The 14,732-nt window shown below is 44.3% G+C and carries 5 protein-coding genes; 2 read left to right on the top strand and 3 right to left on the bottom strand.

Annotation, left to right across the window (positions count from 1 at the left end; genetic code table 11):
* Positions 1–49: 49 nt before the first annotated feature.
* On the bottom strand, positions 50–8,113 hold the full coding sequence (locus OC23_RS10115; RefSeq protein WP_038344576.1) for an ESPR-type extended signal peptide-containing protein: 8,064 nt from the start codon (positions 8,111–8,113) through the stop codon (positions 50–52).
* A 252-nt stretch (positions 8,114–8,365) separates the two neighbouring features.
* Here OC23_RS10115 and OC23_RS10120 point away from each other — a divergent pair, with 252 nt between their 5' ends.
* Together OC23_RS10120 and OC23_RS10125 are read left to right on the top strand one after the other, a co-directional pair.
* A complete protein-coding gene (locus tag OC23_RS10120) occupies positions 8,366–9,448 on the top strand; it encodes a helix-turn-helix domain-containing protein (protein WP_038344578.1) in 1,083 nt (360 codons plus the stop codon).
* A gap of 396 nt (positions 9,449–9,844) precedes the next feature.
* Positions 9,845–10,987: an alpha/beta fold hydrolase gene (locus OC23_RS10125; RefSeq protein ID WP_038344580.1), complete on the top strand. Its 1,143-nt coding sequence runs from the start codon at positions 9,845–9,847 to the stop codon at positions 10,985–10,987.
* 40 nt (positions 10,988–11,027) lie between these two features.
* Here the strand turns inward: OC23_RS10125 and OC23_RS10130 are convergent, their stop codons facing one another.
* Complete coding sequence (locus OC23_RS10130) at positions 11,028–13,094, bottom strand: putative bifunctional diguanylate cyclase/phosphodiesterase (RefSeq protein ID WP_038344582.1); 2,067 nt, start codon at positions 13,092–13,094, stop codon at positions 11,028–11,030.
* Positions 13,095–13,597: 503 nt separating this feature from the next.
* Positions 13,598–14,452, bottom strand: a complete 855-nt coding sequence (locus OC23_RS10135; protein ID WP_038344583.1) for a DUF2971 domain-containing protein — start codon at positions 14,450–14,452, stop codon at positions 13,598–13,600.
* Positions 14,453–14,732: the final 280 nt, after the last annotated feature.

Consider the following 14,732-nt stretch of genomic DNA (forward strand, 5'->3'; position numbering starts at 1 on the left):
TCATTATTGTTGGAATAAGGAGAGCCTGACAGCTCTCCTGCTGATGGGTTTAGTCAATAACAGTACTTACGCCAACACGGACAAGTGGACTATTGCCTTCACTTCCCATCGCTGCACCTGTAGTGAGAGACCAGCGGCCATTATCGGCCGTACGTCTAAAGGTCACACCAATTGCACTCTGATCATTGTAATAAGCTGCACCCGCCGCCATGGTTAACTTGCCAGCAACAAATGGTGCATTTTCCAAAGCTGCCGTTGCCGCTATACCTGCCGACATCTTGTCTTCCAGCTTACCGATACGCTTATTGGTGTCATAGAATGCCTGTTGCATTTGATCACCGAGATTGGTAACACGGTCATCAATAGCACCCAAGGCATCGCCTACATTGTTATAGCTACCGCCTGCAACGTTATAGCTAGGACCTTTCCAGCCTTTATCCGGGTCATAACCGGCACCACCACCCAAGGCCGCACCGACATCCTGATAAGACTGATGTAGCTGACCACCATTGATGCCATCTTGTGAGCCTTTGGCAATGGTTCCATCAGCAACGCCTGTCACTTTCTTGCCACCGGCATTAATACCATCGGTTGTCATGCTAGGGCCTTGCTCGCCTTTTGGTCCGGTAATGCTGACTCCGCCACCAGTAATGGTGGTCGTACCCTGGTTACCTGTAACATTGACCTGATTGGCATTTACATCTTTCGCGGTAACACTATCCACTTTAATGTCTTTTGACAGGCCAACTTCATAATCGGTACTGCCATCGGCTTTCTTGTTTTCTGTTACAGAGATGTTGCCATCTTTATTGCTGACAGACGATTTCGCAGCTTTGGCATCATTTTTCACAGAGGCAATGGCATCATTGATGTTGTCATGACCTGTTCCACCGATATTGCTGGTGCTGATCGTGCCATCCGGATTTACAGTCGTATTACCACCGATAGCGCCTGCCACACTGTCAGAAACGCCTTTAAGCTGTCCACCATTCACTGCATCTTTCGAGCCTGCGGCAATGTCGCCATCAGCAATACCAGTAACTTTCTTGTCACCTGCATCAATGCCGTCTTTGGTTACACTTGGGCCACCCTCGATCTTCAAGCCATCTCCGTCAACACGGGTACCACCGGCAGTAACGCTATCAACATCCAGATCTGGTGCGGTGGAGACTTCATAATTGCTGCTACCATCAGCATTTTTGCTTTCTTTCACAACAATATTTTTACCCTCGGTTACACTCGACTTCGCTGCTTTCGCCGCGTCACCTACCGCCCCAATGGCATCATTGATATTGTCCTTACCGATTCCACCAATGTTGCTGGTATTAATGGTACCGTCCGGATTTACCGTGGTGTTACCACCAATCGATTTTGCAACGCTGTCAGACACACCCTTTAACTGGCTACCGTTGATTGCATCTTGCGAATCTGCAGCAACCCGACCCGGTGCTACACCTGTAATCACGGTATTGCCTGCATCAATTCCCTTGGCCGTAATACTCGGACCAATGTGATTGCCGTCTGGATCAACAAAGCCCAGTCCTGTTGAGTTCACAACAGTGCCGTTACCGTCAGCATCTTTTAGGCTGATGCCTTTGGCACCATATTCAGCTTCATTGCCTTCGCCATCTTTAACTTGAGTACCGGTCGCTGTCAGAACGGTTTCGTTACCTTCATCATCAGTTGCAGTCACACTATCAAATTTCACATCTTTTGCTGTAGCAACTTTATAGCTGGTACTGCCATCGGCATTCTTGGTCTCGGTCACAACCATGTTGTCACCTTCAGTGACTGTAGTTTTTGCCGCTTTGGCAGCAGCACCGACTGCACCAATCGCATCATTAATGTTGTCTTGACCTGTTCCCCCAATATCAGGGTTAGTGTATTTGCCTGTGTCTGGATCATATTGGGTATTCCCACCAATAATGTTCTTCACACCTTCGCCTTGGGCATGCAACTGACTACCATTGATCGCATCGGTTGAGTCGGCGCTGACTGTACCAGGGGCAACACCTGTAATTTTCTTGTTACCGGCATTGATACCCGCCTTGGTAATACTTGGACCTCCTGTAACCGTCATTCCGTCACTGTTGATCACCGTATCACCTGCCGTCACACTATCCACTTTCAGATCACGGTTCAGGCTGTACTTGATGTTGTTACCCTCTTTGGCCACCTGCAGGTTTTCTTCACCATCTACGGTACCAATATCTACCGTATCACCCGCTTTTACAGCTCCGGCATTGGTACCATTTGATTGCAAAGTCCAGCCTTTATCCAGTTCAGTAATGGCATCTCCGACATTATTGACGTTGTTACCGTTCACGGTATAGTTCGGTGCAGTGACTGTGCCATCCGGATTAACGGTTGAACCACCACCTAAGGCATCCGATACACTTTGTGCATTTTTGGCAAGCTGGCTGCCGTTGATGGCATCTTTCGAGTCTGGATTGATATCACCATCAGCAACTCCGGTAATCTTGCCGGTTGCGCCATCAATGTTGACATCACCTACTTTTACCGAATCGAAGTTCACATCACGGGCTGTGGCCACTTCATAGTTGGTGCTACCGTCCACATTCTTGCTTTCGGTCACCCGCATGTTATCACCCTGGGTCACTGTCGATTTGGCAGCAATAGCTGCCCCGCGTACCGAATCAATCGCATCATGAATATTATCTTTGCCTGTGTTACCCACATTGCTGGTGGTGATTGAACCATCCGGATTCAATACTGTTTCACCTCCAATCGAGTTCTTCACGCTGTCTGCAACACCGTGTAACTGGCTACCATTGATCGCATCTTTAGAGCCGGCGGCAACGGTACCATCAGTCACACCACTGATCTTGCCTGTTGCGCCATCAATGTTGACGTCCCCGACTTTCACCGAGTTAAACTCAACATCATCTGCAGTCGCAACGGTATAAATGGTTTGTCCATCTGCACCGGTTTTACTGTCAACAGTCATGTTCTTGCCGGCTTCAACTTCCGTTTTCGCCGCCGCAGTTTCACCTTTAATGGCATCAGCAACCGTATCGTAACCTTTGTCATTAACAGTAAATGGGCCGTTCAGCTTGCCACCTTCATTACTGACACCGCCACCCAGAATATTACCAACTGAATCTGCCGTATCATTCAACTGACCGCCATTAACCGCATCTTTCGAGCCTGCAGCAACCTCACCTTCTGCCACACCGGTAATTTTCAGTCCACCGGCATCAATACCTGTACGGCCCACGCTTGGTCCAACAGGTTGGCCATTTGCATCGATAAATGCCAGTCCGGTACCATTCAGCGTCGTGCTGTCACCTTGTGCATTTTTGATCGTTGTACCTGCTGCTGTCTGGGCAGTGCTATTGCCCTGCGCATCCTTAACAATCGTGCCACCCGCTACAATCGAAGTGCTATTGCCTACAGCATCTTTGACCTCAACCCCGGCGTTGTCCAGACGCGTATTGCCTGCTGTCACACTATCCACTTTCAGGTCACGGTTCAGGCTGTACTTGATGTTGTTCCCCTCTTTAGCCACCTGCAGGTTTTCTTCACCATCTGCAGTACCGATGTCTACCGTATCACCCGCTTTTACAGCGCCACTATTGGCACCATTCGACTGCAGGTTCCAGCCTTTGTCCAGTTCAGTAATGGCATCTCCGACATTATTGACGTTGTTACCGTTCACGGTGTAGTTCGGTGCAGTCACTGTACCATCCGGATTAACGGTTGAACCGCCACCCAAGGCATCCGATACACTTTGTGCATTTTTGGCCAGCTGGCTGCCGTTGATGGCATCTTTCGAATCTGGGTTAATGTCGCCATCAGCAACTCCGGTAATCTTGCCGGTTGTGCCATCAATGTTGACATCGCCTACTTTTACCGAATCGAAGTTCACGTCACGGGCTGTGGCAACTTCATAGTTGGTACTGCCATCTGTATTCTTAGATTCCGTCACAACAATATTGTCGCCTTGTGTAACGGTAGTTTTTGCTTCCTTGGCAGCTTGGCCAATAGAACCAATCGCATCATTGATATTGTCTTTACCTGTCCCGCCAATATCAGGATTGGTATAACGGCCCGTGTCAGGATCATAAGCCGTATCGCCACCAATAATATTTTTTACACCCTCGCCTTGGGCATGTAGCTGGCTTCCATTAACTGCATCTGTTGAGTCGGCATTGACTGTTCCCGGTGCCACACCAGTGATTTTTTGCCCAGCTGCATTAATGCCTGACTTGGTCATACTTGGACCGTTGGCAATACTGACACCATCGCTATTCATCACCGTATCGCCCGCAGTGATGCTATTCACATTCAGGTCTTTGGCCAGCTCAATCGCCACTTTGCCGTCTTGTACTTTGGTGCTGATATTGTCATCTGCGCCAATCACATCAACCGCTTCACCCAGTTTTTTCTGAACAGTGGTGCCATCTTGTGCGGTCAGGCCAAAGCCTTTATCGGTTAAATCCTGTCCGGCCTGATCAAGCTGGTCTTTATTGACCGCATCTGTACCTGCAACACCCGGGCCGACATTACTGATGGTATTACCCGCTGCATCGATGCCAGACTTGGTTACGCTTGGACCACCGCTAATGGTCATACCATCATTGTTAATGACGGTGTCACCTGCTGTCACGCTATCTACTTTCAGGTCACGGTTCAGGCTGTACTTGATGTTGTTGCCCTCTTTGGCCACCTGCAGGTTTTCTTCACCATCTGCGGTACCGATATCCACCGTATCACCCGCTTTCACAGCAGCACTATTGGCACCATTCGACTGTAAGTTCCAACCTTTATCCAGTTCAGTAATGGCATCTCCGACATTATTGACGTTGTTACCGTTCACGGTATAGTTCGGTGCAGTGACTGTGCCATCCGGATTAACGGTTGAACCACCACCTAAGGCATCCGATACACTTTGTGCATTTTTGGCAAGCTGACTACCGTTGATGGCATCTTTCGAGTCTGGATTGATATCACCATCAGCAACATTAGTGATCTTATTGCCTGCGGCATCAATACCAGATTTGGTCATGCTTGGACCGTTGGCAATGCTGACACCGTCACTATTCACCACCGTATCGCCCGCAGTGATGCTGTTGACATTCAGGTCTTTGGCCAGCTCAATTGCCACTTTGCCATCTTGCACTTTGGTGCTGATATTGTCATCTGCGCCAATCACATCAACTGCTTCACCCAGTTTTTTCTGAATGGTGGTGCCATCTTGGGCAGTCAGGCCAAAGCCTTTATCGGTTAAGTCTTGGCCAGCCTGATCAAGCTGGTCTTTATTGACTGCATCTGTGCCAGCAACACCCGGACCGACATTACTGATGGTATTACCCGCTGCATCGATGCCTGACTTAGTCACACTTGGGCCATTAGCAATGGTCATACCATCATTGTTGATGACGGTATCACCTGCAGTGACGCTATCTACTTTCAGGTCACGGTTCAGGCTGTACTTGATGTTGTTGCCCTCTTTGGCCACCTGCAGGTTTTCTTCACCATCTGCAGTACCGATGTCTACCGTGTCACCCGCTTTCACAGCGCCACTATTGGCACCATTCGACTGCAGGTTCCAGCCTTTGTCCAGTTCAGTAATGGCATCGCCGACATTATTAATGTTGTTACCGTTCACGGTATAGTTCGGTGCAGTGACTGTGCCATCCGGATTAACGGTTGAACCACCACCTAAGGCATCCGATACACTTTGTGCATTTTTGGCAAGCTGACTACCGTTGATGGCATCTTTCGAGTCTGGATTGATATCACCATCAGCAACATTAGTAATCTTATTGCCTGCGGCATCAATACCAGATTTGGTCATACTTGGACCGTTGGCAATGCTGACACCGTCACTATTCACCACCGTATCGCCCGCAGTGATGCTGTTGACATTCAGGTCTTTGGCCAGCTCAATCGCCACTTTACCGTCTTGCACTTTGGTGCTGATATTGTCATCTGCACCAATCACATCAACCGCTTCACCCAGTTTTTTCTGAACAGTGGTGCCATCTTGGGCAGTCAGGCCAAAGCCTTTATCGGTTAAGTCCTGTCCGGCCTGATCAAGCTGGTCTTTATTGACCGCATCTGTACCTGCAACCCCCGGAGCAACATTGCTAATGGTCGTACCGCCCGCATCAATACCTGACTTAGTTACGCTTGGACCACCGCTAATGGTCATACCGTCATTGTTGATGATGGTATCGCCCGCAGTGATGCTGTTGACATTCAGGTCTTTGGCCAGCTCAATTGCCACTTTACCGTCTTGCACTTTGGTGCTGATATTGTCATCTGCCCCAATCACATCAACCGCTTCACCCAGTTTTTTCTGAACAGTGGTGCCATCTTGTGCGGTCAGGCCAAAGCCTTTATCGGTTAAGTCTTGCCCAGCCTGATCAAGCTGGTCTTTATTGACCGCATCTGTGCCTGCAACTCCCGGACCGACATTACTGATGGTATTACCCGCTGCATCGATGCCTGACTTAGTCACACTTGGGCCATTAGCAATGGTCATACCATCATTGTTGATGACGGTGTCACCTGTAGTGACGCTATCTACTTTCAGGTCACGGTTCAGGCTGTATTTGATATTGTTACCATCTTTCGTTACTTGCAGGTTTTCTTCACCATCTGCAGTGCCGATGTCTACCGTATCGCCCGCTTTCACAGCAGCACTATTGGCACCATTCGATTGCAAGTTCCAGCCTTTGTCTAATGCAGTAATGGCATCCCCAACGTTATTGACATTGTTGCCGTTTACCGTGTAATTCGGATTGGAAATTGCACCTGTAGCTGGATCATAAGCAGCACCGCCACCTAAAGCATCTGCTGTGGTTTGCCCAAGCTGGTCTACACCATCCTGTACGCTTTTTAACTGGCTGACATTGACGGCATCCGTATCTGCTGCACCGGCCGATACATTCTGGATACGGCGCTCATTGCCAGCTGTTCCTACTGAAACCACAGAACTTGGAGCTGCCGTTCCTGTCCGGTACGCTGCCCCCGAAGCTGTCGAAGTCTGGCTACCTGAGCCCAACGCTACATCATTGGCATTGGTGGCAACCGCTTTATCCCCCATGGCGACGGAAGAAGCGCCACGAGCCTTGGCTTCATTGCCATAAGCAGCAGCATTATTACCAGCCGCTTCTGCTTGGCGACCTACAGCTGTTGTCTGATTGCCAGTGGCCTTGGCGCCTGTACCCAATGCAATGGAATCTGTCCCATCTGCATTGGCAGCCGTTGCAGGATCATAATTTACCCCATTAGATGTACTGCTTCCAATTGCAATACCACGTAAGCCTTTAGTAGTTGCAGAGTGCCCCATCGCAATCCCGCTGGTGGCTCCTGAAGCAACTGTTGCACTATTCCCTTGAGCAATAGAATAGTCAGCATCTGCCCACGTACTACGCCCCATCGCAATTGAAGTATTGCCTGCTGCACGGTTATTGACCCCGATGGCAACATTAGAGTTACCACTAGTAATCTCGTTACCAATCCCTAGTGCCGTGTTATAGCCTTGACCGGAAGTTAGGTTCCCCTGACCAATTGCTACATTCTGGAAAGTACCATTACCATTTGAGACATTCGAGTTACCAACAACTGTTGCCCCACCCGGATTACTCACTTTATTATTCCGTCCCACTGCAGTCGAAGCACCAGCAACTCCTGCCGTGCCAGTTGCTGGAACGTTAATACTTCCTGTACCACGACGATTTACAAGCCCTTGCTGAAAGCCAGTATCTGTACCAGAAATAGCACTACCACAACCGATTGCGACACCATTACCGCCATTCACACTGGCTTCACCAGCGCCATTACACTGCGATGCTGTAGGAGAGATGGCCATACTGGTTCCATTATTGGCTGTACCACCACCGGTATTGGTTGCAGCAAAAGTACCGGTGCTCAAAAGTACCGAACTGATCGTCAAGGCAATCAGCGTTGGAATAGGTTGGTATTGTTGATCTTTTTTAGAATTTGATGAGAAAGAGGCGGTAGTATTTACATCAGTAGTTGATGTTACATTACGTTTTTTAGTTACGCCCCTCGCATTTTCTGAAACCACAGTCCATAAATTCAGACTTTTGTTCCAGACTAAACGGTATATTTTATTCATGTGTTAAGTGCCTATTAAGTAGAGTTCAGCACGCCAAATCTAAACTTGTCTTTATTAGAGCTACTTAACAATTAAGATCGTTTTTTAACAATTAATACTTATTTTTCTAAAAAAACACTTACTATTCCCCAAAAGAATAATAAAAAACAATTGAGCACACTTTAATAAACATTAAGGGACTTTGATTCTAAAAAATACAACTGTACAAAAAGCTCATGTATATATGCTATAGATCAATATTTTATATTTGCCATGAAAAAACAGCTACTTAACATTCATAATGACTACTTGAAGCTACTTGTAGAGACTGCTGCCAAATTTGGCTCTACCCAAAGCCAGATCGTCAGACACTGTCAGATTCCACTGTCTTTACTTACCGATCTTAATGTCCATGAACGGATCAGGTTTGACCTATGGACCGAATTTGTAGTCAATGTACTCGAGTTCCTTCCGCAAAAAGGTTTGGGTTACCAGTTCGGGTTGAACTGTAAGCTGACCACGCATGGCGCACTGGGTTTTGCCCTGCTCACCAACAGCACCATTGGTAAAGTATTGGTTGATCTGCAAAATTATTACAGCATGCGTGTCCATAAAATGGATTTATCCATCTTTAATAAAAATAATAAAATTATTATCAGGCTGAATCCGCTTTATCAATTACCCAGCCATTTTAATGAATACCAGAAAAACATGATTAACAAGTTTTTTACCGAAAGTGCCATTATTGACATTATTACCAATCTGCAGCTAATCACCAACTATAACTTAACCGGCATCAATATTAATACCACATGGGAAATGCCTGAATATCATCATTTTTATGAAAAGCGCCTGCCACTTTTTAATTTTAACCGTGAATACAACCAGATTAGCTTTGATCTGAAATGCATGGACTTGCCATTAACCTTTAGCTCGACTGCCGCCTATGCCATTGCAATGGAACTGGTCAATAAGGAATATCTTTTTTATCAGGATCAGGATAATAAAATAATTTTAAAGGTAAACCAGCAGTTAAAGTTTATACCTGGTTTGGGTTTTCCCGGTTTAAGGGATGTTGCCAATAAACTTAAAATATGGGAACGTACCTTAAAAAGGGAACTGGCGAGTGCCAATACAACATATTCGGCGCTGCTTCAATCCAAGAAATTTGAAATCGCTCAAAAACTCATCGAATCAAACCGGAATATTCAGGAAATATCGGACTTACTCGGTTATAGCCATATTAGTGCTTTTTCAAGGGCTTTCATTAACTGGACAGGAAAAAAACCAAGCGACTATATACGTGAACAAAGACTTGCGATTAAAGAATATTATCTTAAACAGACTAAAATATAAGCAGGCTGTTTGATTTATTTGACCGCAGAGCCGAATCCTGAATATTGAGGTCAAATAAAATTAAAAAAGCCCGATGATACTGTTTAAACAGTTTCCTCAGTTGTCATCCCCATAACAACTGAGGCTTTTTTCAAGATACAGGAAATTTATTTTCATTGATGAATATTAAAGAATTTTATCTAAAACTATAATATTTTCTAGCGAACATGGAGGTTGCCTAGGGATAGGTTTACATCACTGTAAATGAATTTTCCTTATCGCAAAGCACCCCCTATTTTTACCTGGTCAAATTGATCATTTTGGACGAAAAGTTAAGCAAATAGGTCACTGAGCTGGCATTCTTTTTCTTCTAATATGCGGCTACTGAATAGTCACAGCTGAATGTTTTAGGTTCCAATGTCCCACTTCCCCAAAGCGAAACGTACTTTATTAAGTACCTCAGCGGCGCAAAGAATTCTGCATAGTCATCATAGCCGCCAAGCACGCCATATTCTTGCAAATGCCGCCGATCGTATTCTGCGTGGACAACAACTTGCCCTGTCTGGAAAAACACCTTTTGAAGTCATCTATCAGCGTGAGATCATCAGTCTGCGTCATTACTCAACTGACCGCCATCCAGTAAAACATCGCATTCCCCTTGTTATTGTTCCCCCTCTTGCAGCCAATATGCTGGTTTACGATCTATTTCCCCACCGGAGTCTGGTTGGTTATTTACTGGAGCAAGGCTTTGATGTTTATCTGATTGACTGGGGAACCCCCAGCCTGCAGCAGGCAAAATACAATTTGGGTACCTATGTCAAAATCTTTATGCCCGACTTTATTGAAAAAATCCGGGAACATAGCAAGCAACAACAACTTTCATTGTATGGCTGGAGTTTAGGCGGTGCACTTTCGCTATGTTATACCGCTTTATTTAAAGACAAGCATATCCAGAACATGGTGATTCTGGCATCACCGATTAATACCCATAAATCAGGCTATATGGGAAAGTTATATCAAAAGCTGGCCATCCCTGCGCAATGGATACGCCGTCATACAAAATTCCGTATTTATCATGTCCCAAGCCGGGTGTTTCATATTCATGGCTGGCAAAACACTTTAGGTTTCAAACTGACAGACCCGATTGGAAATTTTAGGAACTATTGGGAACTGCTTAAAAATCTGAATGACCGTCAATTTGTCATTCACCATGCGACCTCAAGTTCCTTTGTCGACAACATGCTGGCTTATCCGGGTGGTGTCATGCGTGATATTATTTTGCGCTTCTGGATTGATAATGAGCTGTCGACCGGGAGGGTTAAATTCGGGGAGCAGACCGCAGATTTAAAAGACATTGATTGTGCTGTTCTGGCGATTGGTGGTAGCACCGACATTATTGTCACTGCTGAAGCAGTCCGTCCGTTAATGGACTTAATCAGTAGTACCGATAAACAGTTTAATATTGTGCCCGGGGGACATATGGGACTTGTTTCAGGGAATCAGGCGCCGGATTCGGTCTGGCCCGTGATCACGGCATGGCTGGTACAACGCTCTGATTAAATTGACATAAAATGACTAACCGTCAGATGCTAGCAGTCTCTCATGCAAAATGTTGCTGGCGATGCAGAACCAGACTTTCTACATTGACAGGCGTTCCGAGCAGATAGCCTTGTAACTGATTGCAACCTAAACTGGTCAGAATATCTGCCTGCTGCTGTGTTTCCACGCCTTCGGCAGTCACAGTTAATCCAAGTCTGGCGGCCAGATGGATAATACTTTCAAGAATCGCTTCTTCTTTTGAATCTGGTTGTAAGTCTATTAAAAAGCCCCGGTCAATCTTGAGTTCATCTACCGGCAAATCTTTGAGATACAAGAAACTGGAATACCCCGTTCCAAAGTCATCAATTGCGATACGAATCCCTAATTTACGCAAACGCTCCAAGGTGCGAATGCTCGAGTCGATATGATGCATTGCCGTCGACTCGGTAATTTCAAGAATCAGATGATGGGGCTGAATCTGGTATTGCTCCAACAGTTGTTCCAGCACACTAAATAACTTTTTATTTTCAAACTGTAATGCTGACAGGTTTACGGCAATCGGATAAAAGGCGCTATTATTTCGTTCCCACTTCTGGATCTGCTGGCAGGCCTGTTCCAGTGCCCAATAGCCCATGGGAATGATCAGACCTGTTTTTTCTGCCCCTTCAATAAACATTTGCGGAGTTAACAGGCCCAGACTCGGATGTTTCCAGCGAATCAGCGCTTCAACACCACATACCTCATAATTGGCCGTAAATTTTGGCTGATAAAATAAAACAAATTGCTGTTCATCCACCGCTTTATACAGATCGTTAATCAGCTTGGACTGGCTACGGACATCTTGCTGGTCTGACATAGAATGGAACATGGTGTAGGTATTACGGCCCTGATCTTTTGAAATCAGCATCGCTACATCGGCATTAATTAAAATGTCCTGAACATTGGTACCATGTTCCGGATAGATGGCAATCCCGACACTGGCAGAAATATTGATATCCTTGGTCGCAATCAGATAGGTTTCCTGGATGTAGTGCAGAATATTTTCTGCAAGCTGCATCGCTTCATTGTTATCGGTATTTTCAGCAATTAATACAAACTCATCACCACCAATCCGGAACAGGGTATGCCGGTTATTATCCAGTTTATTATGTAAGCGGTTTGCCATCTGGATCAGAAGCTGGTCGCCGATATGATGTCCAAAAGCATCATTTACCGATTTGAAACGATCCAGATCAATATACAGGAAAGCAGCCTTTTGCTCATTCAAACGATGATGACTAAAAACAACCTCGGCATAATCGGTTAAAAATAAACGGTTGGGAAGTTTTGTCAGGGCATCATGCAGGGACTGGGCGGCCAGCTCTTTATTTATTTTTGTCAGTTGCTCATTGCGTTCTTCCAGACGTGCTTCCAACACAGCAACTGCAAAGCCCGCCACAAAAACCAGACTGGTAATAAAAATAATGGTAAAGAGTAATACGCTTTGTGCGGTCTGATCCGAAGTCAGTACCTGTGCCAGGCTCGCATCAAAATAGGTGGCCGCCATACCAGTGTAGTGCATGCCCACAATACTGAATGCCATCAGGACAGCGACAATGGTTTTCAGAAAGGTTCTGAATTTTGTCGCGTTTTTATATTTAAAAATAAAGAAGAAACTTAAACCCGAACCACTAATTGCAATCAGGACTGAGCAAATGACCAACAACGGGTCATAATACATGCGATGATGTTCAACCGTTAAGGCCAGCATCCCGGTATAGTGCATACCCGATATCCCGAGGCCCATAAAAACGGCGCCGAGCACCAGACGAGGTAAAGGCAAGGTCGGTCTTGAGGTCAGCCATACAGCAAAGATAGATGCTGCAGCCCCCACCAGATAAGAAAGCACCGTCAAATTGACATCAAAATAATACCCTTCTGGCAAATGGCTAGCCAGCATCCCCACAAAATGCATTGACCATATGGCTAATCCAAGGATTAACCCGCTCGCAACCAAAATGCTTTTTTCAAATTTTTTATAAGCAACTTTAAAAACGAGCTCTTCCATTGAAACTGCCGCATAGCATGTCGCTATAGCAACCAAAATGGAAACGATGACCAATGTGCTATCGTAATCAACGTGAACCATAAAGGACTTCCATGATTATTCAGTACTTTTTTTTATTTGATGAGCAAAATGCTCGAAATCCGAACGACCTTCCACACTCAAAAAAGCGATGAATTTGATATTCATAAACTTTCCTTAACAATAGCATCATCTAGCATAAGGTCAAGTCCTTTTCACTTTATAAATCAATAGAATAAAACCAGATCGACTTTTCAAGCCGATGAAAACCCTTAATTTTTTTATTTCACTTTTTTATCGAAAGTTTCATTTATTTTTACCCGGTGTTTTTGATTTTATCTTTTCTGATTTTTATGGGTCTTGAATCGTACAGCTCGCTAAACAGCTTACAGGCTTGTTGCCCCTGTTCTTTTTTATCTCCGCAAAAAAGATCAAAACATAAACAATACTAGTCTGTTTTCTGGCCTATATTGTTATAACTATGTATCAAGTCGCATAAAAAGCGCTTATATACATCTTTTTTGAATATGTAATGTCCGCTATTTTTTAAGATAATTTAAAAAAAATTATTCTCCACAAAATATAGAATTAATATTCTTTCTTTCAAGAGACCATATATCATCATTTCGTTCAGTTCTGTAGACCGACATCTTCATAGATCGTGCTAATTCAAATAAAAACTCAATTTTCTTGATCTTACTTGTATTAGAGCTTTGGGTCTCATATTCTTGTAAACGTTTTAACTCTTTGTAAGAGGCTAAACCAATAGTGATGTCTACAAATGCTTCCTTAGGTATTTTAATACAGTATATTGGCCTAGTGGGTAGTTGTATTCGACTCCAGATTTGTCCATCTATCTCAAATTCCTTTTTAGAAGAATAATGATATCCAGCACCTATAGAGGATATATTTTTTACAATCCGAACTTCTTCCTCATAAGCCCAATCTTGCATTTTATAAAGTAGAGCATGTTTCAATAGTTCTTCATTGTATTCCCAATTTAGTAATTTAGAGTCACCCACTCCTACCAAATTATCAATATTAGCTTTATTAATATCTTTAGGATTTGTCCGTAAATACCTAATTTCACCTTTCTGTACTGGAATTATATATTGCTCAATATTTTCAAAGCCTGCTTTTTGAGTATCAATTCCAATAACGACTCCTTTATGACTATCCCCATAATGAGACCACATTAGTGGATTTACAGCTGTTCTTGTTAAACATAAAATAATATATTTTCTTGAAAATCTATTTATAAATGCGTTTGTAGCAACCTTTAATGGTACATTTAGCTCATACAAACCTAAGCCAGTACACTCAAAAGGATCATTAAAATCTTCAAGATGAGAAAATGCTAAAGTTTGTTCTTCTAATATTCTTATTGCATCATCAAAACGTACATATTTATATAAAATCACTGTTATCGACCAATAAAAACCTTACTTATATAGTTTTTATAGCATATAAACAGTTAAATAAAGTGCTAGTTTTTCTTTTTATCAACAATCTTGTTCGCTTGAATCCAAGGTACGAAAAAAGATGAAAGTACTGCTTTCATCTTTTTGAGGCACGTAAAGATAGACATAAAAAACCCACTCAAATAGAGTGAGTCTTCGCATTCAAATCAATTGATTCGAGAAATTAGTTCTTCTCTTTATCAACAATCTTGTTTGCTTGAATCCAAGGTATGAGTAGGGA

It is taken from the genome of Acinetobacter sp. A47, from assembly GCF_000805455.1.
In the GTDB taxonomy this organism is placed as follows: Bacteria; Pseudomonadota; Gammaproteobacteria; order Pseudomonadales; family Moraxellaceae; genus Acinetobacter.

Excerpts from the sequence above, each read along its gene's own strand:
- OC23_RS10115 (WP_038344576.1), bottom strand. The coding sequence starts at position 8,113 with ATGAATAAAATATACCGTTTAGTCTGGAACAAAAGTCTGAATTTATGG.
- OC23_RS10120 (WP_038344578.1), top strand. The coding sequence starts at position 8,366 with ATGAAAAAACAGCTACTTAACATTCATAATGACTACTTGAAGCTACTT.
- OC23_RS10125 (WP_038344580.1), top strand. The coding sequence starts at position 9,845 with ATGTCCCACTTCCCCAAAGCGAAACGTACTTTATTAAGTACCTCAGCG.
- OC23_RS10130 (WP_038344582.1), bottom strand. The coding sequence starts at position 13,094 with ATGGTTCACGTTGATTACGATAGCACATTGGTCATCGTTTCCATTTTG.